The following is a 15803-nucleotide window of genomic DNA, read 5'->3' as shown; positions in this document are numbered from 1 at the left end:
CTGGCAAAGGGAGCGACCTGATGGTCAAGCAATTGCCTGTGATGATCCTGGCCGGCCTGCTGGGCGCTTGCTCCAGCGGTCCGTCCTCGGATGCCGACCCGGCGCAGCCGCCCAAGGGCGGTTGCTACCAGTCCGAGTGGCAGGCCGAGACCGTGCCGGTCATCAGCAAGCGCGTCGGCCCGCAGGGCCTGGAAAAGTACGACGAAGAACACCAGCACCAGGCGCCGGGTTGCCCTTGAAGAGAACGACGGAATCAAGCGTTTCGTCGGGGCAGGCAACCAAGCGCCCGCTGTGTGGTCATCTAGAGGATATGTAATGAAAGCGCTGCTGGCCTCGATGGCCCTGGCGACACTGGCAGGATGCTCGCTGATGCAGCCTGCACCTTCCGCCCCGGCGGACAACTGGACCCGCTGGGTCTGTGACACCCAGGCCGAAGTGCTGTGGCGATTCGCTGATGCACAACGGGACCAGGTTGACGTGCGCCTCGGCGGCGGTGACCAGGTCTATCGGCTCAAGGCCGAGCCGGGCGCCTCTGGCGCGTTGTACAGCAATGGCGTGCTGGCCTTCCACACCAAGGGCGAAGAAGGTCTGGTGTACTGGGTGGCAACCAACGATCTGATTGGGCGGGGCTGCAAGGCACCGTGACTGGCCGGGCCGCACTGGCGGCCCACACTACTTGAACAGCAACCGCCCCTGCGGCAGGCTTGCACGAAACAAACGACGCTTGTCGGGAGAGAGATACACAATGGCACTCATTAGCATGCGCCAGATGCTGGACCACGCCGCCGAGTTCGGTTACGGCGTTCCGGCTTTCAACGTCAACAACCTCGAGCAGATGCGCGCCATCATGGAAGCGGCCGACAAGACCGACTCCCCAGTGATCGTCCAGGCTTCGGCAGGTGCCCGCAAATACGCCGGTGCCCCATTCCTGCGCCACTTGATCCTGGCCGCCATCGAAGAATTCCCGCACATCCCGGTGTGCATGCACCAGGACCACGGCACCAGCCCTGACGTCTGCCAGCGCTCGATCCAGCTGGGCTTCAGCTCGGTGATGATGGACGGCTCGCTGGGCGAAGACGGCAAGACCCCGACCGACTACGAGTACAACGTCCGCGTTACCCAACAGACCGTGGCCATGGCCCACGCCTGTGGCGTTTCGGTAGAAGGCGAGCTGGGCTGCCTGGGTTCGCTGGAAACCGGCATGGCCGGTGAAGAAGACGGCATCGGTGCCGAAGGCGTGCTGGACCACAGCCAGATGCTGACCGACCCGGAAGAAGCCGCCGACTTCGTCAAGAAGACCCAGGTCGACGCCCTGGCCATCGCCATCGGCACCAGCCACGGTGCCTACAAGTTCACCAAGCCGCCTACCGGTGACGTGCTGGCCATTGACCGCATCAAGGAAATCCACAAGCGCATCCCTAACACCCACCTGGTGATGCATGGTTCTTCCTCGGTGCCGCAAGAGTGGCTGGCGATCATCAACCAGTACGGTGGCGACATCAAAGAGACCTACGGCGTACCGGTCGAAGAGATCGTCGAAGGCATCAAGCACGGCGTGCGCAAGGTCAACATCGACACCGACCTGCGCCTGGCGTCCACCGGTGCCATGCGCCGCCTGATGGCACAGAATCCGAGCGAGTTCGACCCGCGCAAGTTCTTCGGTGAGACCGTCAAAGCCATGCGTGACGTGTGCATCGCCCGTTACGAAGCGTTCGGTACCGCCGGCAATGCCTCCAAGATCAAGCCGATCTCCCTGGAAGGCATGTTCCAGCGCTATCTGAAGGGTGAGCTGGCCGCCAAGGTCAACTGATCCACAGGTGCAGCCATGAGAAACCCGCAGCGATGCGGGTTTTTTATGTGTCGAAAATGCTGCAAGGCAACCGTTAGTCGGCTAACGTGAAACTTATTCACTGATAGCGATCTGATTGCATTGCTTGTCGCAATCGCAGGTCTAGAGTATCAATCGGATCCAATAGCTAGTCGAAGTCGGTCAAATAAGAGAAGCAGCATGGATGGCGCTTACCCTCAACCACTGGATGGCAAATCGGTTCTACTGGTAGTAGACGATTACCCGGAAAATCTCATTAGCATGCGGGCCTTGCTGGCGCGTAATGATTGGCTCGTGCTGACAGCGAGCTCGGGGATGGAAGCCCTGGGTACGTTACTCGAACACGAGGTCGATCTGGTCCTGCTCGATGTGCAGATGCCCGAAATGGACGGCTTCGAGGTCGCCCGCCTGATGCGCGGCAGTCAACGAACCCGGCTGACTCCGATCATCTTCCTCACCGCCAATGAGCAGTCCGATGCCGCCGTGCTCAAGGGCTACGCCAGCGGTGCGGTGGACTACCTGTTCAAACCGTTCGATCCACAGATTCTCAAGCCCAAGGTACAGGCGCAGCTGGACCAGCAGCGCAACCGGCGCATGCTGCAGCGCTTGACCCGTGAACTGGAGACCGCCCGGGCGTTCAATGCCTCAATCCTGGAAAATGCCGCCGAAGGCATCCTGGTGGTCGATGCCGAGGGCGTCATCAGTTTCGCCAATCCGGCGATCTCGCGTTTGATGCACAGCCCCGTCGAGCAACTGCAGGGGGGGCATCTGCTCGATTTGCTGCAGTTGGCCAATGCCACCCTGTGGAGCGAATCCGAGTTCCACAACGCCTATCTCACCCGGCAGATCGTGCGCGTTCATGATGCCCATCTACGTATCCCGGGTAGTGAGCTGGTGCCCGTGGCGCTGTCCTGTGCACCGTTACCAGCGGAGCAGCAGGCCATGGTGGTGACGGTGCTGGACATGTCGGTGGAGCGCAACCTTCACCAGCAGCTCGAGTACCAGGCAGTGACCGACCCATTGACCGGGCTGCTCAACCGCCGCGGCTTCTACCAGGCTGCGGAAGGCGTATTGTTGCGCGGCGAGCGCTCGAACAAGGTCCAGGCCCTGATGTACATGGACCTGGACGGTTTCAAGCGGATCAACGACTCGCTGGGCCACGAAGCCGGTGACCGGGTGCTGAACTGGGTGGCCGAACAGATGAAGGACTGCCTGGGTAGCGAGGCGCTGCTGGCGCGCATGGGGGGCGATGAATTCACCGCATTGTTCGACGGCCTGCCCTATCCGGAACAGGCCGGGCGCCATGCCGAGAAACTGCTTGAGCGGGTGTCGATCCAGCAGCAGGTGGAAGGCATGGATGTGTGCCTGGGTGTCAGCATCGGTATTGCCACCTACCCCGACTGTGGCGGCAATGTCGAAGGCCTGCTGCGCGCCGCCGATACGGCGATGTATGCGGCCAAGCAGGCCGGTCGCCAGCAGTATCGCTTCTATGATCAGGAACTCAATGGCCGTGCGCGCTCACGGCTGATGCTTGAAGACAGCGTGCGCAATGCCGTCGAGGCCCAGGATTTCAGCCTTGTGTACCAACCCCAGGTGGCTTTTGCCGATGGCCAGCTACGGGGCTTCGAAGCCTTGTTGCGCTGGCAGCACCCCAGCGTTGGCGACGTGCCGCCCGGGCTGTTTATCCCATTGCTGGAAGAGGCACGGCTGATCAACCGCCTGGCCAGCTGGATCTACCGCCAGGGTGCCGCCCAACGCCAGGCCTGGTGCCAGCGTTTCGACCCGGAACTGGTGTTGGGTATCAGCCTGAGCCGCGCGCAGTTCACCATGCCCAACCTGGTCGAGGAGCTGCAGCGGGTGATTCAGGATTACCAGCTCGACCCGGCGCAACTGGAGGTCGAGGTTGCCGAGACCTCGCTCATGTACAACATCGACACGGCGATCAAGCAGATTCACCGCCTGCGTGAACTGGGCGTGCGCGTGGCGCTGGACGATTTCGGTGCGGGGGACTGTTCGCTGCGCATGTTGCGTGACTTGCCCATCGACACGTTGAAGCTGGACCGCCATCTGGTGGCACGCCTGCCGGACTCGGCGGCGGATGCCGCGCTGGTGCGCAGTGTCCTCGGGTTGTGCGCGGATTACCGCATCACTGTGGTCGCTGAGGGGGTTGAAACAGAGGCCCAAGCTGCGTGGCTGAAGGCAAACGGTTGCGCTTACGTCCAGGGCTTCCTGGTCGCGCACCCGATGACGGCGGCTGATGCCAGTGGCTTTCCGGCGATTTTTCCCTGGCTGCGGCCGTGATTGGCTAGAATCGGCATTCGTTACGCCGAATGCCATGCCATGACCGTATTACGCTATTTGCAAGCCTACCCACCGCACCTGCAGGAGCAGGTGCGGCAGATGATCGTCAGCGACCGCTTGGGCGAGTACCTGCAGCGCCGCTACCCCGGGCGCCATGACGTGCAGAGCGACAAGGCGCTGTACGGCTTTGCCCAGGACCTGCGCCAGCAATACCTGCGCAGTGCACCCAACCTGGACAAGGTGCTGTTCGACAACCGCCTGGACCTGACTCACCGGGCCCTGGGGCTAAATACCGCGGTTTCGCGGGTGCAAGGCGGCAAGCTAAAGGCGAAGAAGGAAATCCGCATTGCCTCGTTGTTCAAGGAGGCGGCGCCCGAGTTCCTGCGCATGATCGTGGTACACGAGCTGGCGCACTTGCGCGAGCGCGATCACAACAAGGCGTTCTACCAGCTCTGCCAGCACATGGAGCCGGCTTACCACCAACTGGAATTCGACCTGCGCGTCTACCTGACCTACCGGGAGTTGCCAGGCAACCTGTAAGGATCACGCAGCATGGATGTGAGCAAGACCAAGAGCAGTTTCTACCGCCGCCTGTACGTGGCCTGGCTGATCGACAGCCAGACCGCCACCAGCGTGCCGGCGCTGATGGAGGCCACCGGCATGCCTCGGCGTACGGCACAGGACACCATCGCCGCACTCGCCGACCTGGACATCGTCTGCGAGTTCGAGCAGCAGGAAGGTGCGCGTAACCATGCCGGGCATTACCGCATCCATGACTGGGGGGCGATCGACAAGCAGTGGATCATCCAGCACCTGCGGCAGATCAGGGAAGTACTGGGGTATCCATGACCTTGCGCATGCCGATATGCGGGATGTCATCCTCAAGGTATTCCTCACCCACCACTGCAAAGCCGTGCCGGGCATAGAACCCTTGCAGGTGCGCCTGCGCCGACAGATAGACCGGCGTCCCGTGCCAGCAGTGCCCGGCTGCTTCCAGCCCTTTCATCAGCAGCGGATGACCCAGCTTCAGGTCGCGCACCTCGGGTGAAGTCACCACCCGCCCGATGACCACCTCGCCGCCCTGTGACTGCGGATCGAGCAGGCGCAGGTAGGCCACCAGCTTGTCATCCTGCCAGCCCATGAGATGCAGGGTGTCGCCCGTCAGGTCCTGGCCATCGACTTCCTGGTAGGCACAGCGTTGCTCGACCACGAACACGGCGGTACGCAGTTGCAGGATGGCGTACAGCTCAAGCTTGTCGAGGTCGGAGTGATGCTTGCAAAGCCAGTGGATGGACATGTGATAACTCCTGAAAATGATGGCTGATCATCGCAAATTTTCGCAGCACGGCCAAAATAGAGGCTAAATGACATTATCCGCCGCTGCCCTAGGCAACGGCTTTGTGTAATCTCATTTGCCAATCACCTTTCACAGCGTGTGCCTCCCACTGCAAAAGGACTTCTGCATGCGGCCACTGCTTTGCGCGTTAGGCTTGCTGGGTGTGTTCCTGGCAGCTCCTGCACTTGGCCAGGACAGGCTGCGCCTGGTGGCCGACAACTGGCCGCCGTTCACCGACAGCACCATGCCAGGTGGCGGCTTGGCCACCAGCCTGGTCACCACGGCGCTGGCCCGCGCCGGCTATGCCAGCGGCTACGAGGAAGTGCCTTGGGCGCGGGCGTTGATGGGCATCGGCGAAGGGCGCTACGACGTGCTGATCAGCGCCTGGTACAACGACGCGCGCAAAGAGATCGGGCAGTTTTCAAAAGGCTACCTGAGTAACCGCATTCGCCTGCTCAAGCGCAAGGGCGACACGTTCCGCTACAAAAATCAGGGCGACCTTTATCCCTACAGCATCGCGGTGGTGCGCGACTACGCCTATTCACCGGCGTTCGATGGCGATACCCGCTTGCACAAGGTGCAGGTGCGCAACTTCTCGACTGCCGTGCGCATGCTGGCAGCCGGCAGAGTGAACCTGGCCGTGGAAGATGAATACGTGGCGCGCTACAACCTGCAGCGCGAGCCACAGGATGTGCGCGATAGCGTGACGTTGGAGGAGCCGCTGCTGGCAGAGAACACCCTGCATATTCTGGTGAGCCTGAAGCACCCCGACCATCAGCAGATCGTCGAGCGCTTCGAACAAGCCATCGCCGCGATGAAGGCCGATGGCAGCTATGCACGGCTGATGCGGCAGCATGGCTTTTGATCTCTGGCCCTTTCGCGGGACAAGCACAGGCCAACTCAGGCCGCTGGAGCCTCTTTGATCAGGTGAGCTGCCAAGGTTCGCAATGGCCCCAGCTGCCGGCAGATCAGCGCCAACTGTGTCTGCACCAACCGCTGGTGCTCATCCAGCTCTTCCGGCATCTGCTCCAGGGCATTGGCCAGCGCCTCTTCGGCATCACTGTGAATTGCCACTGGCAGCCGCGCAGCCAGGCCATTGGCAATCTCGTCCAGGCTATTGGCCAGGCTCTGCCCGGCGCCATCGATCAACTGCTCCTGCACCTCTGCCGGCAGGGCTGTGTCGCGGTGCGCGCCCAACCCTGACAGGTAACTGAGCAAGGTGTGCGACAAAACCAGGAAGCGGAAACCGACATCGGCTTCCTTGCGGAAATGCCCCGGCTCCATGAGCATGTTGGCCAGTGTGGTCGACAGCGCCGCATCGGCGTTGTGGGCGTTGCGCCGGGCCAGGCGGTAGGCGAGGTCGTCGCGCTTGCCGTGGGCGTATTGCTGCATGATCTGGCGCAAGTACACGCTGGCACAGGCCAGGGTATTGGCCAGTGCCTTGTTCAAGCGCCGGCCTTGCCAGTCGGGGAGGAACAGGAACACCGCGAGAATGGCGATCAGGCTGCCGACCAGGGTATCGAACAGGCGCGGCAGGAACAGGCCGTAGCCATCGCCGATCTGGTTGAAGCAGAACAGCACCATCAGCGTGATGGCCGCCGTGGCCAGGGTGTAGCGGGTGGTGCGGTTGACGAAGAATACCACGCCCGCAGCCACGGCGAACAGCGACTGGATGACCGGGTTGGGGAACAGGTCGAACAGCGCCCAGCCGACGGTCAGGCCGATCGCGGTGCCGAAGATCCGCTGCACCAGCTTGCGCCGGGTGGCGCCGTAGTTGGGCTGGCAGACGAACAGCGTGGTGAGGATGATCCAGTAGCCCTGGGTCGGGTGGATCAGGTGCACCATGCCGTAACCGATCGATAGCGCCAGTGGAAGGCGCAGGGCATGGCGGAACAGCAGCGAGGTCGGCGTCAACTGGGTGCGCAGGCGCGTCCACACGTCTTTCAGCGTGCGCGGCGAGCGGTCGAGCAGGCTGCTGTCGCTGGCATCGGCCAGGCTGTCGGGGTTGCTGGCGGCGCTGAGCAGGCGGTCGAGGGTCGCCAGGTTGGCGGCCAGGGCGCGCAGCGAGCGCAGCAGGCCGCGCCAGGCCGGGTTGCTCTGGATGCGCAGGTGTTCAAGCGAGGCGTTGAGGTCTTCGAGTGCTTCGGCGAAACCGCTGGCCAGCACGAATGGCTGGCGCAGGCGGATCGAACGGGCCAGCTCCTGGCAGGAGGCGCCTTGTTTGCGCAGCAGGCGTTGGCAGCGGAACATCACATCGCTGTGGAAGAACGCTTCGTTGAGGGCGTTATAGGGGTAGTGTGAGGCGCTGACCCGTTCGTGGATGTCCTGGGCCAGGAAATACAGCTTGAGGTAGCGGCTGACCTTGGAGTTTGGCTGGCTGTTGCCGACCCGGTGCAGGATGATTTCCTTGGCCGCGTTGAGCGCCGCCACCACCTTGCCATTCTGCCGGGCCAGCTCCAGGCGCTGGGCCTCGACATCGAGGTTGCGGATCGGCTCGAACAGGCTGGCCTTGAGCTTGAGGTAGCTGCCGAGTTCGTAGAACAGTTTGGCCAGGCTCTGTTGCACCGGCTGGTTGGAAAACAGCGCCTGCCACAGCACCGAAAGCAACCCGTACCAGGCTGCGCCTGCCACCAGCAGCATCGGTTCGTGCCAGAAATCGGTGACCTGACCGCCACGCTGGTCCACGCCGATCATGGTGTACACCGAGGTGATCAAGGTCGCCGAAGCAATCGCCCCATAGCGCTCACCCAGGGCGCCGAGCATGGTCAGGCCGAACGCTGCCAGGGCCAGGGCGATGACGAAGATCCACGGATAGGGAAACAGCAGCTCGACCGCCAGAGCGGCGATGGCAAAGCAGGTGAGAGTAACGGCGAGGGCGCTGAGGCGGCCCTGCCAGCTGTCATCGGTCTCGGCCAGGGCACTGGCGATGATGCCGAGGAACAGCGGAATCAGCAGGGCCATCTCGTTCTGGTACCAGCACAGGGCCAGGCTGCCGGTGAGGGCGATGGTAACCCGGATGCTGTAGCTGAACTTGTCTTGGCCCCACAGGCGACGCAGTGACTGACGGAACGAACTCGATGACATGATGGCCTGCTAGGCAGTGATCGAATGAATGCATTGCAGCACGGCCAGCAAGAAGCGTTCCGTGCTGCTGAATGGATTCTACTCTACACGAACTGCGCAGCGGCGTTGGCGGATGCCCAGGCCCATTGGAAATTGAATCCGCCCAGATGGCCGGTGACGTCGAGCACTTCGCCGATGAAGTACAGGCCGGGGCTTTTCAGCGACTCCATGGTCTTGGACGACACTTCGCGGGTGTCCACGCCACCGAGGGTCACTTCTGCGGTGCGGTAGCCTTCGGTACCGGCCGGCACAACCTGCCAGTTCGCCAGTTTTTCGGCGATATGTGCCAATTCCGCCGGGGTGTACTGTTTCATCGGCTTGGACTCGAACCACTGCTCGGCCAGCAGGTTGGCCAGCTTGCGGGTGAACACCTCGCCCAGCACGGTCTTCAGTTCGGCGTTAGCACGCTCCGCTTGCATCTGTTGCAGCCAGCTCAGCGCGTCGCGGTCGGGCAGCAGGTTGATCTCCACCGTGTCGCCGGCTTCCCAGAACGACGAAATCTGCAGGATCGCCGGGCCACTCAGGCCGCGGTGGGTGAACAGCAGGTTCTCACGGAAACTGGTGCCGTTGCAGCTGGCCGTGCAGTCCAGCGAGGTACCCGACAGTTCGGTGCACAGTGCCTTGAGTTGGGGCTCGGTGATGGTGAACGGCACCAGCCCGGCGCGGGTCGGCAGCAGAGTGTGGCCGAACTGGCGGGCAACCTGATAACCGAAGCCGGTGGCGCCCAGGGTCGGAATCGACAGACCGCCGGTGGCGATCACCAGCGACTGGCAGGCGAACTGGCCGCCGCTGGTCTGCAGCAGGTAGCCACCTTCGGTCTTCTCGATGTGTTCGACGCTGGTGTGCATGCGGATTTCGGCACCCGCGTCGTCACATTCGGCCAGCAGCATGTCGAGGATGTCGCTGGCCTTGTTGTCGCAGAACAGCTGGCCGAGCTTCTTCTCGTGGTACGCAACGCCGTGCTTGCTCACCAGTTCGATGAAGTCCCACTGGGTGTAGCGGGCCAGGGCCGACTTGCAGAAGTGCGCGTTTTGCGAGAGGAAGTTGGCCGGCTCGGTGTACATGTTGGTGAAGTTGCAGCGCCCGCCGCCGGACATGAGGATCTTTTTCCCTGGCTTGTTGGCGTGGTCGAGCAGCAGCACCCGGCGGCCACGGCGGGCGCTGAGCTGGGCGCACATCAGGCCGGCGGCGCCGGCGCCGAGGATGATCACGTCGGTGGAGTGCACGGTGTTACCTCTTTGCAATTGCCGGGGCTGCTGTGCAGCCCATTCGCGGGACAAGCCCGCTCCTACAGGAGCATACGATCCCCTGTAGGAGCGAGCTTGTCCCGCGAATGGGCCGCCCGGCGGCCCCAAAGAATGATCAGACGATGCGGACTTTCAGGGATCGCCCCTTGATCTTGCCGCTGTTCAGGCGCTGCATGGCCTGCTTGGCCAATGCACGCTCCACAGCCACAAAGGCCTGGAAGTCGAAGATGGCGATCTTGCCCACCTGCTTGCCCGGGATCCCGGCATCGCCGGTCAGCGCACCCAGGATGTCGCCCGGGCGCAGTTTGTCCTTGCGTCCAGCGGCGATGCACAGCGTGCTCATCAGAGGCAGCAGCGGCTCGCCTTTGTTCTTCAGGCTGTCCAGCTGGTCCCAGCGCAGCGGGCTTTTCTGCAGGTCTTCGATGGCCTGGGCACGATGGCCTTCGGCTGGCGCCACCAGGCTGACCGCGACACCTTTCTCACCGGCGCGGCCGGTACGGCCCACGCGGTGTACGTGAATTTCGGCATCACGCGCCAGCTCGACGTTGATGACCATGTCCAGGCCATCGATATCCAGGCCACGGGCCGCCACGTCAGTGGCCACCAATACCGAGCTGCTGCGGTTGGCGAACATGGTCAGCACCTGGTCACGGTCACGCTGCTCCAGGTCGCCATGGAGGGCCTGGGCGACGATACCCTTGGCGGTCAGGTGGGCAACCACGTCCTCGCACTGCTGCTTGGTGAAGCAGAATGCCACGCACGATTGCGGGCGATAGTGGCCAAGTACACGGGTGACGGCTTCCAGGCGTTGCTGCGGGTCGATCTCGATGAAACGCTGCTCGATCTGGTTGTCGGCGTGCAGGCTTTCGACCTTGACCTGCTGCGGCTTGCGCATGAAATCGGCGGCCAGTTGCTCGATGCCGACCGGGTAGGTGGCCGAGAACAGGAGGGTCTGACGACGCGACGGGGTCTTGCCGATGATGCTGGCGATGGCATCGAAGAAACCCATGTCGAGCATGCGGTCGGCTTCGTCCAGCACCAATGTGTTCAGGCCGTCGAGCACCAGGGTGCCCTTGTCCAGATGCTGTTGGATGCGCCCGGGAGTGCCGACGATGATGTGAGCACCGTGCTCCAGCGAGGCGATCTGCGGGCCCAGCGACACGCCGCCGCAGAGGGTTAGGATCTTGATGTTGTCCTCGGCCCGGGCCAGGCGGCGCAGCTCCTTGGCCACCTGATCGGCCAGCTCGCGGGTCGGGCACAGCACCAGCGCCTGGCAGCCGAAGTAGCGCGGGTTGATCGGGTTGAGCAGGCCGATGCCAAAGGCGGCGGTCTTGCCACTGCCGGTCTTGGCCTGGGCGATCAGGTCCTGGCCGCGCAGGATGACGGGTAGGCTCTGGGCCTGGATCGGCGTCATCGAGGCATAGCCGAGAGCGTCCAGGTTGGCCAGCATGGCGGTGGACAGCGGCAAGGTGGCAAAGGCGGTGGATTCGGTGGTCACGAGGCGGGCCTGCGATGCGAAGCGAAAAATGCCGCACAGTCTACCAGCCTCATGGCCATTCGCCCTACGACTCCATGTGCTGTTCCGGACGACGGGCACGCCTTCCGTCCATCGGCGACAGTTGCAGGAAGATCGCCGCCGCCAACATGGCCATCACGCCGATGGTGACAAAGGTCAGCTGAAACGCGCCCAGGGTGGTCTCCACGCCCTCGGCGCTGCCCGCCGCGGTGAAACCGCCGAGCAAGGCACCGGCGCAGGCCACGCCGAGGCTCAGCGACAGCTGCGCGACCACCGACAGCAGACTGTTGCCGCTGCTGGCGCTGGCGTCGTCAAGGTCGATCAGGGTCACCGTGTTCATCGCCGTGAACTGCATCGAGTTGACTGCGCCTAGCAGGGCCAGTTGCACCAGCAGCAGTGCATACGGCGTCTGCTCGTCGACCAGGCCCAGGCTGGCCAGCAGGATGCCCAGCAGCAAAGTGTTGCCGGTCAGCACGATACGGTAGCCCAGCCGCTCGATCAGGGACCGGGCGACGGACTTGGCGAGCATCGCCGAGGCGGCCAGCGGAATCATGCTCATGCCTGCTTGTGCCGGCGAATAGCCCAGCGCCACCTGCAACAACAATGGCACCAGAAACGGCAGGGCACCGCTGCCCAGCCGCGAGAAAAGGTTGCCGAGGATGCCGATGGCGAAGGTACGCACGCGGAACAGGCTCGGCGAGAACAGCGGCTCTGGGTCGCGCCCGGCGCGCAGCCAGTAGGCCGCCAGGCAGGCCATGCCGGCGAACAACAGCAACATCACCCGCAGGTGCGGCAGGTGCAGCTCGCCCAGACCTTCCATGGCAATGGTGATCAGCACCATCGCCGCGCCGAACAGGATAAAGCCCGGCGTGTCGAAGCGGGTACGTTCAGCGCCGCGCAAGTCGGGGATGAACTTCCAGACTGCGTAGCAGCCGACCAGGCCGACGGGCAGGTTGAGCAGGAAGATCCAGTGCCAGCTGAGGATTTCCACCAGCCAGCCGCCCAGGGTCGGGCCCAGCAGCGGGCCGAGCAGGCCGGGGATGGTGATGAAGCTCATGATCCGCACCAGCTCAGTGCGTGGGTAGGCGCGCAGCACCACCAGGCGCCCGACCGGTAGCATCAGTGCGCCGCCCAGGCCCTGCACGACGCGGGCGAAGATCAGGAAACCGAGGCTGTTGGCCGTGGCACACAACAGTGAGCCGAAGCTGAACAGCAGGATGGCGCTGAAGAAGATGCGCTTGGTGCCGAAGCGGTCGGCGATCCAGCCGGAGGCGGGGATCAGCAAGGCCACGGTGAGCATGTAGGCGATGATCACGCCTTGCATGCGCAGTGGGTCTTCGGCCAGCGAGCGGGCCATGGCCGGCAGGGCGGTGTTGAGAATGGTGCCGTCCAGGGACTGCATGAAGAAGGCAATGGCCACCACCCAAGGGATCCAGCGGGCAGTGGTGGGATCTAACGGAGTGCGTTCGGGCATGGCTTCCTCGTTTTGCCTGTGCCGGCCCTTTCGCGGGGCAAGCCCGCTCCTGAAGGATCTCCACCGCCTTTGAGTGTGGTGACATCCCTGTAGGAGCGGGCTTGCCCCGCGAAAGGGCCGGTCCTGCCAATCACAATGTCAGGGTCAGCCCTTTGACCAGCGCCCCCGGCAGATGACTCGACCCGGTACTGCGCTGCCCATAGGTGCTGGTCGACAGTATCATCTCGCGCTCGCGAGTCAGGTCCTCCAGTTGGCTGCCGAGCAAACTGTACAGGCTGTCATCGAAGCGCATGGTGCTCACCGGCCCCTGAATCTCGCCGTTCTCCACCCAGAAAGTGGCGAAACGGGTCAGCCCGGTCATGCGCGCCGCTGGCAGGTCAGAGTAGTTCAGGTACCACAGGTTGCTGATGTACAGCCCGGTGCTGAGCCGCTTTAGGATCTGCTCACTGGGCAAGTTGCCCGGCGCCAGGCTCAGCGCGCACGGCGACTCGTAGCTGTCGGCGCCATTGGCCCGCAACTCGAATTCTGCTGCGCTGCGGGCACTGACCAGCCGCTGCATTGCGTTGCCTTGCTGGATCAACGGCACATCCAGGCGCGGTGAGCCCTCGTCGGAGAATGCCGGGCTCAGCGAGCCGCTGACCTGCTCGCTGAAACTGACCATCGGGTGCAGTTGCGCATCGCCGTTGTACAGGCGCTGCAGGGCACTGTTGCCGGTGGCCAGGGCCTGTGCGGAGAAGCCACCCCAGCAGAGCATGCCAGCGATTTCGTCCATGGCCGCTGGTGCCAGGTAGGCGCGGTAGCTGCCGGGCTTGAGGGTCACTGCCGGGCGGCCGAGGAAGCTGAGCTGCTCCCGTGCCAGACGCAGGCGGGCAGTGAAGTCATCGGCGCTCCAGCGCTGGCCGGCATAGTTGGCCTTCACCGCCTCGCCGTTTTCGTGGAACAGGCTCCAGTCGACGTTGAAGCTGTTGGCCTGGTGCCAGCCAATGGCCCCGAACGAACTGGCGAAGCCCCGGCAGATCGGGCCCGCAGCATAGATGCCGACCAGGTCCAGGTCGCCGGCCTCGCGTTCGAGCAGGGCCAGCACTTCGCTCAGCGCGGGCAACGGCTGCTCCTGCTGGCTGTGGCTGTGCCATGCGCTTTCGTCCAGGCGCAAGTACGGGTCGATGGCCAGCAATGGCAGGGTCTGGCGCAACTGCTCCAGGGCAGCGATCAGGCGTTGCCGGTCAAGTTGCGCGTCGCCACTCAGGGTCACCTGCTGTTCCGCCTGGCGGCCATCGTGGATCAACCGCAGTTGCGCGCTGGCCTGGCTAACCTCGCCAGCCTGGCGCACCTTGGCGTGGTTGAAACGCACGAATTGCGACTGCTCGGCACTGTAACCGAGGGTGAATTGCTCGTCGGCCTGCAGGTACAGGCGCACATCCGCGATCAGGGCTTCGAAAACGTCTTTCATCAGGCGTCTCCTCCGAACACGTCGATCTGGCGGAACACGCAGGCGGGCGAAGCGTGCCCGACCCGCACCACCTGGTTGGGCTCGCCCTTGCCGCAGTTGGGTGTACCCAGAACCTGGAAGGTGCTGCGGTCGCCGACCGCCGCGAGGTTGCGCCAGAACTGCGCGGAGATGCCGCGGTAGTTGGGGTTCTTGACGATGCCCTTGAGCTCGCCGTTTTCGATCAGCTGGCCCCATTCGCAGCCGAACTGGAACTTGTTGCGCGCATCGTCGATGGACCAGGAGCGGTTGGTGCGCATCAGGATGCCGTGCTCGATGCCTTGGAGCAGCTGATCGAGGGACTGGTCGCCCGGTTCGATATTGAGGTTGGCCATGCGGTCGATCGGTGCGCGGTTCCAGCCGCAGGCACGGCTGTTGGCAACGCCATCCAGGCCCGAGCGGAACTGCGACAGTGCGCCGCCCAGCGGGCGTAGCAACAGGCCATTGTGGATCAGGAACTGCTTGCTGGCTGGGGTGCCGTCATCATCAAAGCTGTAGCTGGCCAGTTCTTCGCCAATGGTTGGGTCGAAGGTCACATTGAGCAATTCGGAACCGTATTGCAGGTGGCCGAAGTCGCTGGCTTTGACGAAGCTGGTGCCGGCGTAGTTGCGCTCGTCACCCAGAATGCGGTCCATCTCCAGCGGGTGGCCGATGGATTCGTGAATCTGCAGCATCATCTGGTCGGGCATCAGCAGCAGGTCGCGTGCGCCGCTAGGGGTGTTCGGCGCCAGCAGCAGTTGCAGTGCCTGGTCGGCGACTAGGCGAGCAGCGCCAACCAAGCCACAGCGCTCGACGATTTCGAAGCCGCCTTGCTGGCCGAAGTTGTCGCGGCCCAGGCTGCGGCTCTGGCTGTCCTGGCCGTCACTGGCGGTAACACTCAGGCCCGGGAACAGGAAGCGCTGGGCATGGCGTAGTTCGGCGCCAGCCGAGTTCAGGTAGGTCTGCTCGACCAGGCTCAGACCCAGGCTGGCCTGCCAGTCCACCAGGCGGCTGTCCTTGGGCACGCTGGCCGATTCGGCGGCGAGCAGGCCAAGGCAATCGGCCAGGCTCGGCACCGGCTGGTCGAAGTTGGGTGAGATGTGGTCGTGGCGAGCGCTGGTCGCCGGCTGCTCGCGCAAGTCGAGCAGGCTGTACGGGGCGATCTGTCGCGCCAGTGCCTCGGCCTGTTCCAGTGCCCGTTGCAGGCCAGTCTGTGACAGGTCGGCGGTGGCCGCATAGGCTTCCACGCCATTGACCCGCACCGTGAGCATGGCGCCCTCGTCGTGGCTGAAGACAGGCGGCTCAGCCACATTGCGGCGAACCGAAAGCGCCTGGTGCGACTGTTTCACATGGCGCAGGGAAAACAACTCGGCCGTACTGCGCAGCCCAGCAAAGCGCTGGCGCAGCAGGGCGCTGGAATCGAACATCTGGAAGCCTCCGTTTGCACGGTGGCTCCCTAGAACCACCTGTCTTGCATGGCGAGGCAGGTGTCGTCGCGTGCCTCGAGCAATGC

The 15803-nt window shown here is 63.6% G+C and carries 14 protein-coding genes; 7 read left to right on the top strand and 7 right to left on the bottom strand.

What is annotated here, in order from left to right:
- The first annotated feature begins 20 nt into the window (after nt 1-20).
- The 6 genes from BGP85_RS27095 to BGP85_RS27070 all read left to right on the top strand — a co-directional run bounded on the left by BGP85_RS27095 (nt 21) and on the right by BGP85_RS27070 (nt 4978).
- Nucleotides 21-239, top strand: coding sequence for a hypothetical protein (locus tag BGP85_RS27095; protein ID WP_103446237.1), 219 nt, complete (start codon nt 21-23; stop codon nt 237-239).
- A gap of 76 nt (nt 240-315) precedes the next feature.
- A complete protein-coding gene (locus BGP85_RS27090) occupies nt 316-645 on the top strand; it encodes an MliC family protein (protein ID WP_103445957.1) in 330 nt (109 codons plus the stop codon).
- Between the two features lie 100 nt (nt 646-745).
- The gene (gene fba, locus BGP85_RS27085; protein WP_008093958.1) at nt 746-1810 is read left to right on the top strand and encodes a class II fructose-bisphosphate aldolase; all 1065 of its coding nucleotides are present in this window, start codon (nt 746-748) and stop codon (nt 1808-1810) included.
- Nucleotides 1811-2008: 198 nt separating this feature from the next.
- Nucleotides 2009-4129, top strand: a complete 2121-nt coding sequence (locus tag BGP85_RS27080) for a putative bifunctional diguanylate cyclase/phosphodiesterase (protein WP_103445956.1) — start codon at nt 2009-2011, stop codon at nt 4127-4129.
- Nucleotides 4130-4168: 39 nt separating this feature from the next.
- Nucleotides 4169-4669 carry a M48 metallopeptidase family protein gene (locus BGP85_RS27075; protein ID WP_103445955.1) on the top strand — a complete coding sequence of 167 codons (501 nt, stop codon included), beginning with the start codon at nt 4169-4171 and terminating at the stop codon, nt 4667-4669.
- Nucleotides 4670-4681: 12 nt separating this feature from the next.
- Nucleotides 4682-4978 (top strand): winged helix-turn-helix domain-containing protein, encoded by a 297-nt coding sequence (locus BGP85_RS27070; RefSeq protein ID WP_023378388.1) that lies wholly within the window; start codon nt 4682-4684, stop codon nt 4976-4978.
- Here the strand turns inward: BGP85_RS27070 and BGP85_RS27065 are convergent.
- Complete coding sequence (locus BGP85_RS27065) at nt 4953-5426, bottom strand: GNAT family N-acetyltransferase (RefSeq protein ID WP_103445954.1); 474 nt, start codon at nt 5424-5426, stop codon at nt 4953-4955. The genes BGP85_RS27070 and BGP85_RS27065 overlap by 26 nt on opposite strands.
- A 166-nt stretch (nt 5427-5592) precedes the next feature.
- Between BGP85_RS27065 and BGP85_RS27060 the strand changes: the two genes are divergently transcribed.
- Nucleotides 5593-6330: a substrate-binding periplasmic protein gene (locus BGP85_RS27060; RefSeq protein WP_103445953.1), complete on the top strand. Its 738-nt coding sequence runs from the start codon at nt 5593-5595 to the stop codon at nt 6328-6330.
- A 35-nt stretch (nt 6331-6365) separates the two neighbouring features.
- Here the strand turns inward: BGP85_RS27060 and yccS are convergent, their stop codons facing one another.
- From yccS to BGP85_RS27030, 6 genes are all read right to left on the bottom strand, one after another.
- Nucleotides 6366-8549, bottom strand: coding sequence for a YccS family putative transporter (yccS, locus tag BGP85_RS27055; RefSeq protein ID WP_103445952.1), 2184 nt, complete (start codon nt 8547-8549; stop codon nt 6366-6368).
- Nucleotides 8550-8632: 83 nt separating this feature from the next.
- Nucleotides 8633-9814 carry a BaiN/RdsA family NAD(P)/FAD-dependent oxidoreductase gene (locus BGP85_RS27050; RefSeq protein WP_103445951.1) on the bottom strand — a complete coding sequence of 394 codons (1182 nt, stop codon included), beginning with the start codon at nt 9812-9814 and terminating at the stop codon, nt 8633-8635.
- Between the two features lie 136 nt (nt 9815-9950).
- Nucleotides 9951-11285 carry an ATP-dependent RNA helicase DbpA gene (gene dbpA / locus BGP85_RS27045; protein ID WP_258035835.1) on the bottom strand — a complete coding sequence of 445 codons (1335 nt, stop codon included), beginning with the start codon at nt 11283-11285 and terminating at the stop codon, nt 9951-9953.
- Between the two features lie 112 nt (nt 11286-11397).
- The gene (mdtD, locus tag BGP85_RS27040) at nt 11398-12825 is read right to left on the bottom strand and encodes a multidrug transporter subunit MdtD (protein ID WP_103445949.1); all 1428 of its coding nucleotides are present in this window, start codon (nt 12823-12825) and stop codon (nt 11398-11400) included.
- Nucleotides 12826-12955: 130 nt separating this feature from the next.
- Nucleotides 12956-14275, bottom strand: coding sequence for a TldD/PmbA family protein (locus tag BGP85_RS27035; RefSeq protein WP_103445948.1), 1320 nt, complete (start codon nt 14273-14275; stop codon nt 12956-12958).
- Nucleotides 14275-15717, bottom strand: a complete 1443-nt coding sequence (locus BGP85_RS27030) for a TldD/PmbA family protein (RefSeq protein WP_103445947.1) — start codon at nt 15715-15717, stop codon at nt 14275-14277. Before BGP85_RS27030 ends, BGP85_RS27035 begins: the two co-directional genes overlap by 1 nt.
- Nucleotides 15718-15803 lie beyond the last annotated feature (86 nt).

Source organism: Pseudomonas putida (genome assembly GCF_002906855.1).
Lineage (GTDB): Bacteria > Pseudomonadota > Gammaproteobacteria > Pseudomonadales > Pseudomonadaceae > Aquipseudomonas > Aquipseudomonas putida_N.
Note: the sequence above shows the minus strand (reverse complement) of the source record. Positions and strands in the feature narration are given on the sequence as shown.

Coding starts and splice junctions, on each gene's coding strand:
- BGP85_RS27030 (WP_103445947.1), bottom strand. CDS start 15,717: ATGTTCGATTCCAGCGCCCTGCTGCGCCAGCGCTTTGCTGGGCTGCGC.
- BGP85_RS27095 (WP_103446237.1), top strand. CDS start 21: ATGGTCAAGCAATTGCCTGTGATGATCCTGGCCGGCCTGCTGGGCGCT.
- BGP85_RS27075 (WP_103445955.1), top strand. CDS start 4,169: ATGACCGTATTACGCTATTTGCAAGCCTACCCACCGCACCTGCAGGAG.
- BGP85_RS27080 (WP_103445956.1), top strand. CDS start 2,009: ATGGATGGCGCTTACCCTCAACCACTGGATGGCAAATCGGTTCTACTG.
- fba (WP_008093958.1), top strand. CDS start 746: ATGGCACTCATTAGCATGCGCCAGATGCTGGACCACGCCGCCGAGTTC.
- yccS (WP_103445952.1), bottom strand. CDS start 8,549: ATGTCATCGAGTTCGTTCCGTCAGTCACTGCGTCGCCTGTGGGGCCAA.
- dbpA (WP_258035835.1), bottom strand. CDS start 11,285: ATGCTGGCCAACCTGGACGCTCTCGGCTATGCCTCGATGACGCCGATC.
- BGP85_RS27090 (WP_103445957.1), top strand. CDS start 316: ATGAAAGCGCTGCTGGCCTCGATGGCCCTGGCGACACTGGCAGGATGC.
- BGP85_RS27060 (WP_103445953.1), top strand. CDS start 5,593: ATGCGGCCACTGCTTTGCGCGTTAGGCTTGCTGGGTGTGTTCCTGGCA.
- BGP85_RS27035 (WP_103445948.1), bottom strand. CDS start 14,275: ATGAAAGACGTTTTCGAAGCCCTGATCGCGGATGTGCGCCTGTACCTG.
- mdtD (WP_103445949.1), bottom strand. CDS start 12,825: ATGCCCGAACGCACTCCGTTAGATCCCACCACTGCCCGCTGGATCCCT.
- BGP85_RS27065 (WP_103445954.1), bottom strand. CDS start 5,426: ATGTCCATCCACTGGCTTTGCAAGCATCACTCCGACCTCGACAAGCTT.
- BGP85_RS27070 (WP_023378388.1), top strand. CDS start 4,682: ATGGATGTGAGCAAGACCAAGAGCAGTTTCTACCGCCGCCTGTACGTG.